This is a genomic window from Anabaena sp. CA = ATCC 33047, assembly GCF_963870205.1.
In the GTDB taxonomy this organism is placed as follows: domain Bacteria; phylum Cyanobacteriota; class Cyanobacteriia; order Cyanobacteriales; family Nostocaceae; genus Trichormus.
In genome coordinates this window covers 58,721-75,999 of record NZ_CAWMSA010000024.1, presented here as the reverse complement: position 1 = coordinate 75,999, position 17,279 = coordinate 58,721, and the positions used below count along the sequence as shown (strand labels likewise).

Sequence of the window (17,279 nt, the reverse complement as noted above, 5' to 3'; positions counted from 1 at the left end):
CGGTTCTGATCGCCTCATCTATAGCTGCGTATTGAGTTGTTTTCCCTTTGACTTTAAACTCTAAAACTATCATTGACGTGGAAAACATCTACGGCATTTATCCTAACACAAGTCAAGCCGCCCTGCAAGGGCGGGGCTTGTATCCCATTCCTTTAGTCAAAATAATTTTGATAATCAGCCTCTCAAAGATTTTTAATTGACATTACCTGTAAAATCTGTGTTGCGATATCGCGAGAAATACCTAAAGCTTGAGATAAATCATTTAAAAAGATTTTTTCTTCTTCCGTGACTAAACCCTCACCCAAAACCAAATCAGCAGCTACCGCAAAAGCGGCTTCTCGTAATTCTGGGGATAACGAGGCTTTAGCTAGATTAAATAAGGCATTAAAACCATCTCGCCAAAGAATATCTAAGTTTTTCTGTAATAGCTGATAGATTGCTTGTGGTGAGTAATTTCTCAACAGCTTTGTCCTTGACAACACAGAGGTCAAATGATACTGTTGCTCATCACTCAAATAACTATCGCATAATGTGGACATTAAGACGATAGCTGCAAAAGCTTCGGCTGGGCTAAGGATTTCAGGGGCTAGGGTTTCTTTGCTCAGAACTGCATCTAGTAGATTCATGATAGTCGCTCTTGGATGGGGGTCTCAATAGCGTACAGTTACCTTTACAGTTCTTAACTGTCGGGTTAACCTGAAAGGCTGTGAGACTTTCATGATTTAGTGTTCCCAAGATTTTTGGACAGTGAACACTCCCACCCAAGATGCTGGAAATTAAATATATATATAGTTTCAGAACTATGGGTTAATTTAGCGTTGTCCTGTCTTTTCAATGGTTTCAATAACTGCCAACCCTATACCAGAAGCTGCAATTAACAGTATTGCTGACAGCAGATAGGCGTTGGTTAATATCCGCAAGGCTTCATCGAAAAAAATATAGGTGGTCATAGCTTCACCTGTTGAACTTTGTGTTGCTAGTATTGATTATTTCTCCACGTTCTTAGTGAAAAATTCCGTTGAGAAACTGCTAGCAATTGCATCTTAACAAAACTTTAGCTCTTGCATCAGACCAATAAGATTTTTTCTTTCTGAAGATTTGATGAATTTAGCCCTAAGTTAGTCACAGACAATACTGAAAATTGTTTATGGCTCAAATTTCAGCATTTTATTTACTGTTAATATCCAGTACAGCTTGTAAATTCCAGCACAAATATTTATTAAAATAGTGAAAAATATTAAAATTCAAAAAAGAGCTAATATAACTTGATTTTTCGGAAAAAACCAGAAATTATTCAGATAAATTATCAGCAAATTTACTTGCAAGCTATTGATTGATATACTTAAATTTAGCAGGGAATGATATATAAAATAAATTGATAAATTAGTTTAAAAAATTCAATATAAAATATGAATCTATCTGGATAGCTGTGTTTCTGCCACAGATTGATTAAGTAATGTAAACAGAGCTGTTTATATACTTCATTTCTTAGTAAAAATCCTGATAATATTCTCCAAGCAAAAAACACAAATATTTGCCTGTAACGCTGATACTGTAGGACAGATAGCCGCAATCATCACTGGCATTGCTCATACTGTAATGAAAGTTCATAGATACTAAAATACTCAATATTTATGCTGAATTACAAAAATTTGTCATCAATTTTAAGTTTTTTTTCCTCATCTCTGTTTGACTGGGCGCAACATTACTTAATATTCCTCCTATCTGGGAAATTGTTGTGAGTGAAAGTTAGGGAACAGGGAACAGGGAACAGGCAACAGAGGGAACAGGGAACAGAGGGAACAGGGAACAGGGAACAGGGAACGGGGAACGGGAAAAGAGAAAAAATCAGCATCGAAAACTGATCATAAGTAATTAGCCGGACATGATGTCAGGTGGCAGGATATGAAGAAATATTTCCGCAATGGCATCTTTGGGCTTAACTCAGACAAGGTGCAATTGTGGCAATCACAGATTGAGCCAGGGTTTCAAAATCATAACCACCTTCTAAGCCAAAGAGAATTTTACGTGTAATTCCTAAACAATAATCAGTCAACACCGCATAATCTCTGGGTTGTAAATTGATGCTAGCTAAAGGATCATCAGCATTAGCATCATAACCAGCACTAACAATTAATAAATCTGGCTGAAACTCAGCTAAAAACGGTACTATCTTTTGTTCCACTAACGGCTGATAAACTGTGATATCACTACCGGGAGGAACGGGAAGATTTAACACATTATTATGAAAACCGTGTTCTGTGGCTCTACCAGTACCGGGATAGCAGGGATATTGATGTAAAGAACAGTAAGCTATTTGGGGGTGCATTTCCACGATCGCCTGAGTACCGTTACCATGATGTACATCCCAATCGAGGATAGCGACACGGTTAACTGCGGGTTGTTCTAAAGCATAAAAAGCTGCGATCGCCGCATTAGAAAATAGACAGAAGCCCATCCCAGTATCACTTTCAGCATGATGTCCTGGTGGACGAGACAACACAAACGCCGGATTTTCTGAGTTAAGTACAGTATCCACCCCATCCAACCAAGCACTCACCGCTAACAACGCCACATCATAACTGCGGGGAGAAACGGGAGTATCACCATCCAAATAACCGCCACCAGTAGCGGCGATTTCTTGAAGTTTCTTGATATAAGCTGGACTATGGGCTTTGGTTACAAGCGACATCAAGGATAAATTTTCTGATGCGGGTGTCGGCGACTGCCAAGTAAGTTTTTCAGCCAACTCAGATTTTTTCAAAGCATTGACTATCGCCGTCAACCTTTCTGGATTTTCTGGATGATATCTTCCTGTTTTGTGATCAAGAAACTCATCAGAATAGATAACAGGGAACATAGGGAGGAAAATATTCACAGCAAAATAATCAATGCCATTGTATACTCAGCCGGGCATTGGGCATTGGGCATTGGGCATTGGTGACTGAATCAAAATTCTCCCTCATCCCCTATTCTTCGGCGAAACCAATGATTTCATCTCGTGGTTGCTCTAACATTTCTGGGACTAAAGCTTGATTACCTCGACGTTCCTCTGGTGATTGTTCACGAATTACATCATCCATTTTGGGTGGATGCTTAATTTTATCCCGCATCTCTGGACTTAATTGTGACGCATCACCTTCTGGATTCATCTTTTCGGCTTGACTGGGAGTAGTTTCTTTCGTCATGAGAATTTATTTAACCTGAAATCTCCAAATCTAGGCTAAAATATCGGATTGGTAATTTTGCCCTATCTAAAGCATTAGATTTGATGTTGCTGTCTTGAAAAAAAAGCTTTACCAGGAAACATCGCTACGTTTTTTTCGCTTTTTGACTCCCATAATCATGCTCTCAATTAAACCATGACAGTCACAGCAATAATTAAATAAAAAATCTTATGCTCAATATTGATTAATTTTATCTGTTTATGCTAATTATTGCGGCTATTTTCATGTTTTATATATCAGTAAAAATTACTTGAATACTTTGTCAAACCTACACACAAGTAATTAGTCAAAATTCCCATTATTAGCAAAGACACGTCAAGATAAACAGGGAACAAATAACAGGAAAACCATGTCTATAGTTGGTTTTACTTGAGTAATTAACATACTTTTTGTCAAATCAACTAACAAAAATTGTTAGGTGAAAAATTAATTTATTTTTTAATTAAAATTCAGCGAGGCTAACTAACTAAATTTTCATCACAAATTTAGTCAGATAGATGGGTGAGATACCTCGGCAGAGGTAGACAAGATTGTGTTAGAATTGTAGCAAAATATGGCAATTATTCTGGAATAATTTTGCATTATTTTGCGCTTTGTCAAGTACGAAGGCTAAAATCTAAGTTTTTTGGAGTTTTTTAGTTTATGACAACCTCACAGGAGAGGATTATCCCGACGGATCTGCGGAATGAAATGTCCCGGTCTTATCTGGAATACGCCATGAGTGTGATCGTGGGTAGGGCGTTACCAGATGCCAGGGATGGTCTAAAACCTGTGCATCGTCGCATCCTCTACGCTATGCACGAACTAGGGCTAACCCACGATCGCCCGTTTCGGAAGTGCGCCCGTGTAGTCGGGGAAGTGTTGGGTAAATATCACCCCCACGGCGATACGGCGGTGTATGATGCCTTGGTGCGGATGGCACAGGATTTTTCCATGCGATCGCCTCTAATTAACGGTCATGGTAACTTTGGTTCGGTGGACAATGACCCACCGGCGGCAATGCGTTATACTGAGTGTCGCTTGCAAGCTTTAACCAGTTCTGCCCTCCTCCAAGACATAGAGTCGGAAACTGTAGATTTTATCGATAACTTCGACGGTTCCCAACAAGAACCGACGGTTTTACCCTCCCGTATCCCCCAACTACTTCTCAATGGTTCTTCGGGGATTGCGGTAGGCATGGCTACCAACATCCCACCCCACAATTTAGGCGAATTAATTGATGGGTTAGTGGCAGTAATTCACAACCCAGAAATTACCGATTTACAATTAATGCAGTATGTCCACGGGCCAGACTTTCCCACCGGGGGGCAAATTCTGGGGACATCCGCCATTAAAGAAGCCTACACCACAGGGCGTGGTTCCATTACCATGCGGGGTGTCGCCAACATAGAAACCATTGAACAGCGAGGCCGTCCCGATAGAGAAGCCATTATCATCACCGAATTACCCTATCAAACCAACAAAGCCGCACTGATTGAAAAAATTGCCGAGTTGGTGAACGACAAGCGCATTGAAGGAATAGCAGACATTCGAGATGAAAGCGATCGCGATGGGATGAGAATCGTGATCGAACTCAAACGAGATGCCTATCCCCGTGTGGTGCTAAATAACCTATATAAACAAACACCACTACAAGCCAACTTTGGCGCGAATATGTTGGCATTGGTGAACGGCGAACCGCAAATCCTCACCCTCAAGCAATTTCTCAACGTCTTCCTCGATTTCCGCATCGAATCGATCACCAGACGCACCCGCTACGAACTGCGAAAAGCCGAAGAACGTGACCATTTGTTACAAGGCTTACTAATTGCTTTGTCCCATCTCGATGCGATTATTAACTTAATTCGCAACGCGCCAGATGCACCCACAGCCAAAGGTGAGTTAATCACCACTTACGGACTCTCAGAAGTGCAAGCCGATGCAATTTTACAGATGCAATTGCGGCGGTTAACAGCCTTAGAAGCTGACAAAATCCGCTTAGAACACGAAGATTTGCAAAATCAGATTGCTGATTTACAAGATATTTTGGCACGACGCGAACGGATTCTAGAAATCATAGAAACTGAAGTCAGCCAAATTAAAACCAGCTTTGCCACACCCCGACGCACAGTCATCACCCACGCCGAAGGAGAAATTGACGATCGCGACTTGATCGCCAATGAAAAAGCCATTATTCTGTTGACAGAGCAAGGCTATATCAAACGGATGCCAGTCAACACCTTTGAGGCGCAAAGCCGTGCTACCAGAGGCAAAGCCGCCGCCAAGGTGAAAGATGATGATACAGTCGAGCATTTCTTAACTTGCTGCGACCATGATAGCGTCTTATTCTTTAGCGATCGCGGAGTCGTCTATTGCCTGAAAGCCTATCAAATCCCCGTCGGTTCACGTACCAGTCGCGGCACCCCCATAGTACAACTCCTACCCATACCCAAAGAAGAAAAAATTACATCCATAGTCCCCGTTGATGAGTTTAGCAGCGAAGAATACTTAGTCATGCTCACCAAAGGCGGTAACATCAAGAAAACCGAATTGGCAGCATTCAGCAACATTCGCGCCAACGGCTTAATAGCCATTTCCTTAGAAGAAGGGGATCAACTGCGCTGGGTACGTCGCGCCAGAGTCGAAGACAGCGTAATTGTCGGTTCTCGTCATGGTATGGCAATACACTTTAGATGTAACCACGAACAACTGCGTCCTTTAGGTAGGGCGACTCGTGGAGTCAAATCCATGAAACTCAAGCCAGGGGATGAATTAGTCGGGATGGATATTCTGCCCGCCGCCATTCTCGATACATTAAACACCGACGAAACCGACATCGAAGAACCCGAAACCGAAGAACTCGAAACCAGCGAAGAAACCGCAGAAGTTCCAGGTAACGGCAGCATCGGCCCTTGGGTATTAGTCATCACAATGGGAGGTTACGGAAAGCGCGTCCCAGTAGCCCAATTCCGCCTACAAAATCGGGCTGGACAAGGTTTAATGGCGACTAAATTCAAAAACCGCAAAACCAAAGACCAATTAGCCACCCTCGGTATTGTCAACAATGATAATGAAATCATGATGGTGACAAGTCGCGGTATTATAATTCGTCAAGCAGTCAACGCAATTTCTGTACAATCCCGTTCTGCAACTGGGGTGAGAGTGCAAAGACTCGACGAAGATGACGCAATTACCGGAGTAGCAATAGTTCCTCCTGATACAGCCGATACAGCCGATACAGCCGACGTGGAAGAAGCGGAATGAAGTCAAAAGTAAAAAGTAAACAGGTAAAAGAAATACTCCCTTTTGCTATTTACCTTTTACTTTCCCTAGCCAGTGGGATAGTCATGGGGTTAACCGTCGCCCCTGTGGGTGCATGGTTCCTAGCTTGGCTAGCCCTAGCCCCCCTCTGGGTGCTAGTTATCACTTGTGCTAACAGAAAAAATCCCTATCCCCTACCCCTGCTGGGTGTAGCCTGGGGTATGGGTTATCACGGTGTAGCCTTATTTTGGATTACCGGCATCCATCCTATGGATTGGTTGGGTGTGCCTTGGTGGCCAAGTTTAGCTATCACCGTGTTTTGTTGGACATTTATTAGTCTCTGGGGTGGGGTATTTGTAGGGATTTGGGCTGGTGTAATGTCGCGTCTCAACCTGCAAAAATCCCTACTACGTATCTTATTCGGCACAGCAATGTGGTGCGGTTTAGAAAGCTTGTGGAGTGCCGGGCCTTTGTGGTGGAGTTCTCTAGCTTACACCCAAAGTCCGCATAACCTCGTAATTCTGCATCTAGGTCAACTCTCCGGGCCGAATACCGTCACAGCCGCCATTGTCGCCGTCAATGGTTTAATTGCGGAAGGCTGGATAAATTACCAACAAAACCAGACTTCACGCTTCATTAACAAATATTTAGCAGTTGCCACAGGTTTATTAGTTGGTTTACACCTGATTGGTTTTGTATTATACATTCCTCCCATCGCCCAACCAACCGCCGCCGCCTTAAAGGTGGGGGTAGTTCAGGGAAATATTCCCAACAAAATTAAACTACTGCCTGAAGGAGTGCAACGCGCCATTAGAGGTTACACCGAGGGATATTTAACCTTAGTGAATCAAGGTGTTAATGCCGTCTTGACTCCAGAAGGCGCAATGCCTTTTTTTGACAAAAATTTGGCGGTGACTCCCCTAGTCTCAGCGATAAAAGACAAAGGTGTAATTGCTTGGGTGGGGGCTTTTGGCAGCAAGGGACGCAGCTACACCAACAGTTTATTTACCATCAACGGTGACGGTGAAATTACCAGCCGCTACGACAAATCCAAATTAGTACCGTTGGGTGAGTATATCCCCTTTGAGGAAGTTTTAGGGGCGATTATTCAGCGTTTATCACCATTGGATGAACATCAAGTACATGGTTCACCCAATCAAATCTTTGACACTCCCTTGGGGCGGGCAATTGTGGGCATTTGTTACGAGTCTGCTTTCCCTGAAGTATTTCGCCGACAAGCTGCTGCGGGTGGGGAATTTATCCTGAGTTCTTCCAATGATGCTCATTATAGTGCTGCCATGCCATTCCAGCATCACGCCCAGGATATCATGCGAGCAATTGAAACTGATAGATGGTCAGTGAGGGCAACTAACACCGGATATTCAGCCTTTGTTGATCCTCATGGTAAAACTTTGTGGATGTCTGGATACAATACTTATGAAACCCATGCAGCCACGATTTACCGACGACAGACAAAAACTTTATATGTGCGTTGGGGTGATTGGTTGACACCTGGATTATTATTTTTGGCTGTGTTAGGGAAATTTGCCCCCCGCTACAGCAAGGCTAAGGCTGTGTCATAGCGATCGCTAAAGGCTGAGATGGGGAGATTGAGAAAAAGCGATCGCCTCCGGTGGGTAGTTATTTCAAGAACGGATTAGTCTGTCTGGTTCTAAGTGCAGGACATGGATCTCTTCTAATTCGTCCGTCAAATGTAAAAGTGGTGCCATTAGAATTAATTGCATTACCACTGATTCTTCCAGAACGACCTTGAAAGTTGGCAGTGCTTCTACCGCTAAATCCCACATTTACAGAAGATGATCTAGTGACAGCTTGCCAATTTCGGTTATTCCTACCTAAATTTGTCCCGTCATAGACAGCCCCTAATCCATCAATTCTTAAATTATTTCGTTGACCAAAATCAAAACAAGCATCAAACCTATCGCGATCGCTTGATTGAACCCTAACATCGTAACTATTTCCTTCTACTGCTGCCATCGTTGGCATAGCAAAAGCAACAATTCCTCCCAATAACCCCAATAAAGCCACACTGCTATTTAGAAAGCCACTATCCCACTTGATATTTTTCATGGCTAAACTCATTCCTTCTAGCTGAGTAAATTCATAAATCCATATCAATAAAATCTCTCCAAGTGTTTCTCTCCAAGCATTGCTCAAACTTGGGAAAATTCCACCAAAATATGCACTTATGAATTTTGTGTTTAATTTATATATGTTAACTGTCACCTTGAGTGTATCTGTGACTCACTATTGATATATAGCCATATCTATCAATAGTCTGAATAATTTATTGGTATGATCAATACCTTCACCAATTTGTCAAGGATATATGGAAAACCCTGTGTTTTTAAATGTCAAAAATATGTTAATTGTTAGCGAATTATTAACTCTGACGCACCCTACAATACAGTTTAATTATCACACTTACATAAGTCTTAAAAATACACAAAACTAGCCAAATATATCCAAAAATGGCTAGTTTTTAACTTATGCGGATGAAAGGACTTGAACCTTCACTCCTCTCGGAACTAGAACCTAAATCTAGCGCGTCTGCCAATTCCGCCACATCCGCCTGAGCAACTATACTAGCTTAACATACTTTTTCGAGAAATGGGGACTAGGAAAGAAAATTTTTTGCTCATACCAAATCCCCAATTTTCCACCTAATTAGATAACTGCCACGCGCGGCAAGCGATGTTTAAAGCCACAGAGAATTTCCCAGGAAATCGTGTTGAGTGTTTCAGCCCAATCATCGGCTAAAATTCGCTCTTTGCCTTGTTCTCCCAATAAGGTAACGATTTCTCCTTCCTGCACATCTGGTACTGTACTAACATCGATCATCAACTGATCCATTGTAATCGCGCCGATTTGCGGTACACGTTGACCACGAATTAATACGTGCATTTTGTTAGAAAGATTACGCGGTACGCCGTCAGCATAACCAATTCCCACAACAGCAAGGCGCATTTCACGGGGGGCGATAAATTGATGTCCGTAGCTGACACCAGTACCCGCAGCGATGGTTTTAACGTGGGTAACTCTGGCGTTGAGTTGCAGCACAGGTTTAAGTTTGATGGTTGGTTGTAAATGTGGTGCTGGGTAAAGTCCATACACCGCTAAACCGACGCGCACCATGTCATAGTGTAATCCTCTGTTGGTAAGGGTGGCGGCTGAGTTGGCTAGGTGCAAACTCTTGATTTTGATTCCCAAGGCGTGAATTTGGGCGATCGCCTCCTCAAATCTTCTATGTTGTTCTAGCATGATAGCTGGGTCAGGACTATCAGCAGTTGCTAAGTGGGAATATACACTGGCAATCTCAAGACGGGGTAAACTTTCTACTAACTGCACAAACTCCCCGGCTTGTTCCCAGTTTGTACCCAGCCTAGACATTCCTGTGTCTAGCTTAATGTGTACAGGCAAAGGCGAACCATATTCAATAGTTTCTAAGGTATTGGAAAATATTAAAGCTTGTTTGGGACTGCCGATGGTGGGCTGAAGATGCCAGTGAGCGATCGCATGAATTTGTTCTGGGGTATAAGTTGCCCCTAAAATCAAAATTGGGGCTTTAATTCCCGCTTCTCTCAGTTGAATTCCCTCTGGAACTGTGGCGACTCCCAACCAACTCGCACCCGCTTGCAATACCGTTTGCGCCACTGTCACAGCACCATGTCCGTAAGCATCCGCCTTCACTACTGCCATTAACTGGGTACGTGGTGATAAAAATTGCTTGATTTGTTGTATATTATAAGACAAAGCCCCTAAGTCAATTTCCACCCACGCACGTTGGGAAAACCAGGCGTAGGTGTCGCACTGTTGATTAGTAGCAACGCTGGAAGCTTGCTCACGACTTAACATTTTTTCACCCTCCTCTCACACCACTGTTTGATTGTTGAATATTGTAATTATTTTGATTTCTAATCCTGCGAGGTATATCTAAGTTAATCAGGAAGTTTAACCTTGATTTAGGAATGAATACAATATACCCACGCCCATAACTCCCAATTCCCTATCTTTGGGTGTAAGTAAGATTTACCAATAATCCATAAGATTTAATCTGTGAGGCATCCGGCAAAGGTAAACAAAACCCTGGCTCAAAATATATACGTTCTTTAATAGCCGCCTTCCAGATGAATATCAGCTAGATTATGCAGCAACAAGGCAGACAGATGATTGCTACTGGGAAGTTTGTCAGCAATTATCTACACTGATTTGTATCAATTTTAAAATTCTCGCGGAAGTATAATTTATTCTCATCTCCCAATGAGAGGAGATTCGTGTTAATATATGTAAAACTAATACCTTGAGCGTCAATCAATGGGGAAGGTTTTAGTCCTAAACGCCTCTTACGAACCGCTCAACATCACGAGCTGGCGGCGTGCTGCGGTTCTGCTAATTAAAGGTAAAGCAGAACGAGTTGAACATAACGGCAGGTTACTTTATGCGGATTTTCCCTTGCCAACCGTTATTCGGTTGCGTCACTATGTCCGCGTTCCTTACAAGGAAATTCCTTTGACTCGCCGGAATATCTTGCATCGAGACGGACACACTTGCCAATACTGCGGTTATACAGGCGATGAACTAACATTAGACCACGTAATCCCGCGATCGCGTGGTGGGGGAGACTCCTGGGAAAACATTGTTACCGCTTGCGTGCGTTGCAATGTCAAAAAAGGTAATCGCACTCCCCACGAAGCACATATGTTGCTGCGTCATCCGCCTCGCAAACCCTATAGTAGCCTCTATTTTGAGGTTGGCAAGCATTTGAAGAGTGGACTGCATCAAGAATGGCAAAAATATGTTATAGGACTTTGACATTAACTAGCTAACCCCAAATATCCAGAATTTTGATTGTCACCTAATCCAGGTGCTACATCTGTTTGTCTTGTGAGACAAGGCAGTGTTAGTAATTTGGATGTAAATTGGCTTGGGTACAAACGTGGCATCGTGATTAGCTAGTCTGGGTGTGAGCCGGGCTGATAGCCTGGGTTATTGATTGCTGTTGATTGCACAGCTTTGTGCTGTGTAAACTGGACATATCAATTCTTCAACAGCATCACATCATAACACATAAAATTAAAAAAATCTAAATTATTTGAGAATTTCTCAGTTAAGACGATAAAAGAAGGCTTTTATGGATTTATTCATCATCCTGGATGCCTAAACCCTCCATTGCACGGGAGAGTTAGTAGCTAGTTAATGATTTGCTAACTATTGCTGACAAATACTCACATTTAATCTAGGTGACACAACTGATGTATGTGGTGATGATGTCGGGATTTGGCTGTAGAATAGCATCATGCTACTAGGATTTAAGACACAACTAAAACTCAAGCGAAAACAACGACTACTACTAGCACAACACGCCGGAGTAGCCAGACATGCTTGGAATCAAGGTTTAGCATTGTGTCAGCTCTAGGAAGAAGCAGGAAGAAAAAGCTGGCACTTGTTAGCATTTGTGAGCTTTTTTGAATCGGCTTGAGCAAAACAGTAGCTTGAGAAAGTAATCGGCAAACAAGAAAGTTCTAGCCTTTGATGTTGTTGACATCTGTATTTAGGCAATAGCTGGCAATAGCTTTGCTGTTTACTTATCTAAAAAACATAATCAGCATTGATAAGCATTTGGGATGAGTTTTCAGCCTCTATGTGCATTCTGGTATAATTAGGAGGATTGCCGAACTATCTTCTTGACAAGAAATATACCGAGATACATATCCCTATCTCCTCATATTTTTGCGAAGATCAGAATGTGGGGCTAAATCAGTCAAGTGCTGGTTTTAGTGTCTCTGAACAAATATATTACGCCTCACACTTACAATCACCGTCACTATGCAATTGAATTCTTCCTTGATTAAGCAGTCTGATAATTTTTCAGTGGCTACCGAGTCAAATCCGGAGGAACCTGAAATAGATAAAGACACAGAAATTTCATTGATTAGATCCACGTTACCTACTGCTAACGGCGAAGGAGTCGGCTTATATATAGGGCAACGTAGCAATTCCTTAGCATTTCAAAAGTCAGAAGAATTGCAACAGACGCTACTATCACACCGGCATGAGCGTCAGTTGATCATTTTGCAAGACTTTCCTGATCCTGATGCGTTGTCTTCTGCTTGGACTTACCAACTAATTGCCCAGCAATATGATATCAAGTGTGAAATTATTTATGCTGGGACTTTAAGCCATCAAGAAAATATTGCCCTAGTGAAGCTCACAGGTTTACCTGCCCAACGCTGGACAACGCAAACCCTGAAAAATAAAGACTTATCATCGTATCAGGGCTTTGTCTTAATCGATAACCAAGGCACAACCAGCCAGTTACTAACAGCAGTACAGCAAGCAGGAATACCACTGGTAGCAGTCATTGATCACCACAGCATACAAGCTGAACTGAAAACAGAATTTGCGGATGTTCGTCCTTATGTGCGAGCTACAGCCACAATTTTTACTCAATATCTTCAATCTGGCTTACTGGCGTTAGATAGTAGCATTAGCCAACACGTTAGATGTGCTACTGCCTTAATGCACGGCTTGCGTTCAGATACTAATCGCCTCATGCAAGCCCAAGAAGAAGATTTTATGGCAGCCGCGTATCTGAGTCGGTTTTATGATGCTCAATTGCTGAATGCGATACTGCAAGCCAACCGTTCTAAACGGGTGATGGATGTGATTGAGCGATCGCTCAAAAACCGCATCGTCCAAAATAACTTTTCTATTGCTGGTGTAGGATACTTACGCTACGACGACCGCGATGCCATCCCCCAAGCGGCAGATTTTTTAGTTACCGAAGAAAACGTCCATACTGCCGTAGTGTATGGCATTGTTCACGATGAAGATGACGAGTTAGAAGTGGTGATTGGTTCCCTAAGAACTACCAAACTCACCTTAGATCCTGATGAATTTATCAAAGAAGCCTTTGGTCAAGATAGTAGCGGACGATTTTTTGGTGGTGGTAGGACTGGTGCTGGTGGTTTTGAAATTCCGATGGGATTCTTATCTGGGAGTAATGAAAATTCTGCCTACGCGAAAATGAAATGGGAAGTATTTGACGCGCAAATTAAGCAGAAGTTATTCAAATTAGTGAATCCTAAAGACAACCCCATTCAGTCTGAGTGAATCTTGAACTAAATTACAAGCAATAGATAACCAGAGTCTATTAAAACCGATGCAAAAACGGTTGTTATGCAGCTTTAACTAATTGAGATTGAAGCCAAGAAATTAATTTCTTGGCTGTTTATGTATTGTCAAATTAGATACAATTAGTTATATGATTTGTCTAGTTGATTGTAGGTATACAGCTTCATAAGTCAGTATGAAAAATGCTGTAAGTTTGTTCACTGCTTGGGTGCGTCATGTTCAAGAATAGGATATGTTAATTCACAGTGGGTGTAACTCCTCAATTGTCAGCTAGGAATCTACTGTGGAACTGTATCTAATTCGACATGGCATAGCCGTAGAAAAGCAAGCCGGAATCAAAGATGAGGAACGGGAACTAACTCCAGAAGGACGGGAAAAAACCGAGAAAGTAGCCCAACGCCTGAAAAAACTGGGTTTACAGTTTGATTTGATAGTCACCAGCCCCCTAGTACGCGCCCGTCAAACAGCAGATATCTTACTGCAAGCTAAACTTAGTTCACAGTTAGAAGTGTCCAACCATTTAGCTCCCAATGGTCATATTTCCAGTTGGTTAGATTATTGGTTAAAACCCCGAAATTTACCGCCAAACACCCAATTAGCCCTTGTAGGACATGAGCCTTGTTTGAGTAATTGGGCAGAAATTCTTCTCTGGGGAGAAGCCAAAAACAGTTTAGTCCTCAAAAAAGCAGGTATGATCGGAGTAAAACTGCCAGAAATCGGTTCACCTGTGGGTAGTAGTCAGATGTTTTGGTTGACACCGCCCAGGTACTTGCTATAACTTTTTGCAACCTTTCTTAAAGAATTGTTGTAAGCTCGGTTACTGTTATGGCGACCATAATTTCTGGTAAGTTAGCGTGTCGAATATTTCACTAAGCAAATGGTGTTGCCATGATGGTGTGCGAATACAAGCCTGGTTTAGAGGGCATTCCCGCCGCCCAATCGAGTATCAGTCATGTAGATGGGCAGAAGGGAATACTAGAATATCGTGGCATTCGGATTGAGGAATTAGCCGCAAAAAGTACATTTTTGGAAACTGCTTATCTCCTCATCTGGGGCGAATTGCCAAGTAAACAAGAACTGCAAGCATTTGAGGAAGAAGTTCGCCTCCACAGGCGGATTAAATACCGCATTCGGGACATGATGAAATGCTTCCCGGAAAGCGGTCATCCAATGGATGCGCTACAAGCCTCTGCTGCGGCTTTAGGCTTGTTTTACTCCCTGCGAGATTTACATAATCCGGCTTATATTCGGGATTCTGTAGTGCGGTTAATTGCCACTATCCCCACAATGGTGGCAGCATTCCAGTTAATGCGGAAAGGTAACGACCCCGTAAAGCCTCGCGATGACTTAGATTATTCTGCCAATTTTCTCTACATGCTCAACGAGAAAGAACCGGATGAATTGGCGGCAAAAATCTTTGATGTCTGCTTGATTCTCCACGTTGAACATACAATGAATGCTTCTACCTTCAGTGCTAGGGTAACAGCTTCTACCTTAACTGACCCCTACGCCGTGGTAGCCAGTGCTGTAGGAACTTTGGGCGGCCCGCTTCACGGTGGAGCTAACGAAGAAGTCATTCAGATGTTGGAAGAAATCGGCTCGGTAGAAAATGTTCGTCCTTATGTTGAGGATAGACTGCAACGCAAACAGAAGCTAATGGGCTTTGGTCATCGCGTCTACAAAGTCAAAGACCCCAGAGCGATAATTTTGCAAGACCTAGCAGAACAATTGTTTGCGAAGTTTGGCGCAGACAAATATTACGACATTGCCCAAGAAATGGAACGGGTAGTCGAAGAGAAACTTGGTCACAAAGGAATTTATCCTAATGTTGACTTTTATTCCGGTTTGGTGTATAGAAAGATGGGAATTCCCACAGACTTATTTACACCAATATTTGCGATCGCTCGTGTGGCTGGTTGGCTAGCTCACTGGAAAGAACAACTCGCAGAAAACCGGATTTTCCGTCCAACCCAGATTTATAACGGTGATCACGGAGTTCCTTACATCCCCCTCGACCAACGTTAAGTAGTAATTCCATTGTCAGTCACATCACCCCCCAGTCTTGGGCAGTAGAAACTGAATAGACAGTGGAAAACCGTTACCAAAATGGAAGCGGCGGCTTTGTGTTGCTTGTTTGAGGGACTGGGGACTGGGGACTGAAGATTGGGGACTGGGGACTGGGGACTGGGGACTGGGGACTGGGGACTGGTTAACAAGTTTTCCCTTGTCCCCCTCATCCCCCTCATCCCCCTCATCCCCCTCATCTCCCCTACACCCCTGCTCATAGTCAATCTCAATCCTAGCTATAAGTAGAAGTTCTCATGTAGCTACAGAAGCCGTAAACCATCGGGCGATATACTAGGCATGGGAAACGGCAAAATCTTCAATCAGGTGTGATCTCAACAGAGATATAAATGGGTGCTGTTGCAGCTATTAGTTTAGCTAATAATTGTCACCCTCCATGACTTGATGACTTAAAGAACGGAAACATGAATTCAGGAATTGACCTCCAAGGAACTTTTATTAAATCCTTGATGGATTTAGGACTCCCGCCAGGGGCAGCTAAAGCAATTTGGATGCCTCTGCCCATGATCCTGATGCTGATAGGGGCAACAGTGGGCGTACTTGTTTGTGTGTGGCTAGAACGGAAGATTTCCGCCGCCGCACAACAGCGAATCGGCCCTGAATATATCGGGCCTTTGGGCTTACTAGCTCCTGTGGCCGACGGTTTAAAGCTGGTATTTAAAGAAGATATTGTCCCAGCCAAATCTGACCCTTGGTTATTTACCCTAGGGCCTATCCTGGTGGTGTTGCCAGTGTTTCTGTCTTATTTGATTGTGCCTTTTGGACAGAATATTGTGATCACCAACATCGGCACCGGGATATTCTTGTGGATTGCTTTATCTAGCATTCAGCCGATTGGCTTGTTGATGGCTGGCTACTCCTCTAATAACAAATACTCTCTCTTAGGGGGGTTGCGGGCAGCAGCACAGTCCATTAGTTATGAAATCCCCTTGGCGTTGAGTGTGTTAGCGATCGCGATGATGTCTAACAGCCTCGACACAGTGGATATTGTTAACCAACAATCCGGCTACGGTATCCTGGGCTGGAACATTTGGCGACAGCCCCTTGGTTTTCTCATCTTTTGGATTGCAGCTTTAGCTGAATGCGAACGCCTACCTTTTGACTTACCAGAAGCCGAAGAAGAACTGGTTGCAGGCTACCAAACTGAATACTCAGGGATGAAATTCGCCCTGTTTTATCTCAGTTCCTACGTTAACTTAGTGCTTTCTGCTCTTTTGGTAGCAGTTTTGTACTTAGGCGGTTGGGATTTCCCCATTCCCATCAACATGATAGCTGGTTGGTTGGGAGTCAGTGAACTAAATCCCGTACTGCAAGTCATTACTGCGGCTTTGGGTATCTTCATGACCTTACTCAAAGCTTACTTTCTCGTGTTTATTGCTATCCTGTTGCGCTGGACAGTACCACGGGTACGCATTGACCAGTTGTTAGATTTAGGATGGAAGTTTTTGCTACCCGTTGGGTTAGTAAATCTACTATTAACCGCAGCCCTAAAACTCGCCTTTCCCGTCGCCTTTGGTGGTTAGTCATGAGTCATGAGTCAATGGTCATTCATCTTTAAGAAAATGATCATTG

At 43.0% G+C, this 17,279-nt stretch carries 14 protein-coding genes and 1 tRNA gene; 8 read left to right on the top strand and 7 right to left on the bottom strand.

Annotation, left to right across the window (positions count from 1 at the left end; all coding sequences use genetic code 11):
• Positions 1–182: 182 nt before the first annotated feature.
• The 4 genes from AACS98_RS06415 to AACS98_RS06400 form a co-directional block, all read right to left on the bottom strand.
• Entirely contained in the window at positions 183–626 is a 444-nt protein-coding gene (locus tag AACS98_RS06415; RefSeq protein ID WP_066377488.1) for a tellurite resistance TerB family protein, read from the bottom strand.
• Positions 627–812: 186 nt separating this feature from the next.
• Positions 813–950: a hypothetical protein gene (locus tag AACS98_RS06410; RefSeq protein ID WP_197480149.1), complete on the bottom strand. Its 138-nt coding sequence runs from the start codon at positions 948–950 to the stop codon at positions 813–815.
• A gap of 989 nt (positions 951–1,939) precedes the next feature.
• Entirely contained in the window at positions 1,940–2,860 is a 921-nt protein-coding gene (locus tag AACS98_RS06405; RefSeq protein WP_066377486.1) for a histone deacetylase family protein, read from the bottom strand.
• A 109-nt stretch (positions 2,861–2,969) separates the two neighbouring features.
• Entirely contained in the window at positions 2,970–3,188 is a 219-nt protein-coding gene (locus AACS98_RS06400; RefSeq protein WP_066377484.1) for a hypothetical protein, read from the bottom strand.
• Positions 3,189–3,869: 681 nt separating this feature from the next.
• Here AACS98_RS06400 and gyrA point away from each other — a divergent pair.
• Complete coding sequence (gyrA, locus tag AACS98_RS06395) at positions 3,870–6,470, top strand: DNA gyrase subunit A (RefSeq protein WP_066377482.1); 2,601 nt, start codon at positions 3,870–3,872, stop codon at positions 6,468–6,470.
• Entirely contained in the window at positions 6,467–8,050 is a 1,584-nt protein-coding gene (gene lnt / locus AACS98_RS06390; protein WP_066377481.1) for an apolipoprotein N-acyltransferase, read from the top strand. Before gyrA ends, lnt begins: the two co-directional genes overlap by 4 nt.
• Before the next feature lie 58 nt (positions 8,051–8,108).
• Here the strand turns inward: lnt and AACS98_RS06385 are convergent, their stop codons facing one another.
• The 3 genes from AACS98_RS06385 to alr all read right to left on the bottom strand — a co-directional run bounded on the left by AACS98_RS06385 (position 8,109) and on the right by alr (position 10,343).
• Entirely contained in the window at positions 8,109–8,714 is a 606-nt protein-coding gene (locus AACS98_RS06385; protein WP_066377479.1) for a hypothetical protein, read from the bottom strand.
• A 264-nt stretch (positions 8,715–8,978) separates the two neighbouring features.
• Positions 8,979–9,060 (bottom strand) — tRNA-Leu (locus AACS98_RS06380).
• Between the two features lie 95 nt (positions 9,061–9,155).
• Positions 9,156–10,343 (bottom strand): alanine racemase, encoded by a 1,188-nt coding sequence (gene alr, locus AACS98_RS06375; protein WP_066377475.1) that lies wholly within the window; start codon positions 10,341–10,343, stop codon positions 9,156–9,158.
• 459 nt (positions 10,344–10,802) lie between these two features.
• Here alr and AACS98_RS06370 point away from each other — a divergent pair, with 459 nt between their 5' ends.
• From AACS98_RS06370 to nuoH, 6 genes are all read left to right on the top strand, one after another.
• Entirely contained in the window at positions 10,803–11,300 is a 498-nt protein-coding gene (locus tag AACS98_RS06370; RefSeq protein WP_066377473.1) for an HNH endonuclease, read from the top strand.
• Between the two features lie 484 nt (positions 11,301–11,784).
• A complete protein-coding gene (locus AACS98_RS06365) occupies positions 11,785–11,904 on the top strand; it encodes a helix-turn-helix domain-containing protein (protein WP_231867007.1) in 120 nt (39 codons plus the stop codon).
• A 410-nt stretch (positions 11,905–12,314) separates the two neighbouring features.
• Positions 12,315–13,601, top strand: a complete 1,287-nt coding sequence (locus tag AACS98_RS06360) for a DHH family phosphoesterase (protein ID WP_066377471.1) — start codon at positions 12,315–12,317, stop codon at positions 13,599–13,601.
• A gap of 304 nt (positions 13,602–13,905) precedes the next feature.
• Positions 13,906–14,400: a phosphohistidine phosphatase SixA gene (gene sixA, locus AACS98_RS06355; RefSeq protein ID WP_066377468.1), complete on the top strand. Its 495-nt coding sequence runs from the start codon at positions 13,906–13,908 to the stop codon at positions 14,398–14,400.
• A 110-nt stretch (positions 14,401–14,510) separates the two neighbouring features.
• Positions 14,511–15,647: a citrate synthase gene (locus tag AACS98_RS06350; RefSeq protein ID WP_066377466.1), complete on the top strand. Its 1,137-nt coding sequence runs from the start codon at positions 14,511–14,513 to the stop codon at positions 15,645–15,647.
• Positions 15,648–16,111: 464 nt separating this feature from the next.
• Positions 16,112–17,230 carry an NADH-quinone oxidoreductase subunit NuoH gene (nuoH, locus tag AACS98_RS06345; RefSeq protein ID WP_066377464.1) on the top strand — a complete coding sequence of 373 codons (1,119 nt, stop codon included), beginning with the start codon at positions 16,112–16,114 and terminating at the stop codon, positions 17,228–17,230.
• Positions 17,231–17,279: the final 49 nt, after the last annotated feature.

Bases quoted from the DNA above. Each gene is read 5' to 3' on its own strand.
- nuoH (WP_066377464.1), top strand. From the start codon at position 16,112: ATGAATTCAGGAATTGACCTCCAAGGAACTTTTATTAAATCCTTGATG.
- AACS98_RS06370 (WP_066377473.1), top strand. From the start codon at position 10,803: ATGGGGAAGGTTTTAGTCCTAAACGCCTCTTACGAACCGCTCAACATC.
- AACS98_RS06415 (WP_066377488.1), bottom strand. From the start codon at position 626: ATGAATCTACTAGATGCAGTTCTGAGCAAAGAAACCCTAGCCCCTGAA.
- AACS98_RS06360 (WP_066377471.1), top strand. From the start codon at position 12,315: ATGCAATTGAATTCTTCCTTGATTAAGCAGTCTGATAATTTTTCAGTG.
- AACS98_RS06400 (WP_066377484.1), bottom strand. From the start codon at position 3,188: ATGACGAAAGAAACTACTCCCAGTCAAGCCGAAAAGATGAATCCAGAA.
- AACS98_RS06410 (WP_197480149.1), bottom strand. From the start codon at position 950: ATGACCACCTATATTTTTTTCGATGAAGCCTTGCGGATATTAACCAAC.
- AACS98_RS06365 (WP_231867007.1), top strand. From the start codon at position 11,785: ATGCTACTAGGATTTAAGACACAACTAAAACTCAAGCGAAAACAACGA.
- gyrA (WP_066377482.1), top strand. From the start codon at position 3,870: ATGACAACCTCACAGGAGAGGATTATCCCGACGGATCTGCGGAATGAA.
- AACS98_RS06350 (WP_066377466.1), top strand. From the start codon at position 14,511: ATGATGGTGTGCGAATACAAGCCTGGTTTAGAGGGCATTCCCGCCGCC.
- AACS98_RS06405 (WP_066377486.1), bottom strand. From the start codon at position 2,860: ATGTTCCCTGTTATCTATTCTGATGAGTTTCTTGATCACAAAACAGGA.
- lnt (WP_066377481.1), top strand. From the start codon at position 6,467: ATGAAGTCAAAAGTAAAAAGTAAACAGGTAAAAGAAATACTCCCTTTT.
- alr (WP_066377475.1), bottom strand. From the start codon at position 10,343: ATGTTAAGTCGTGAGCAAGCTTCCAGCGTTGCTACTAATCAACAGTGC.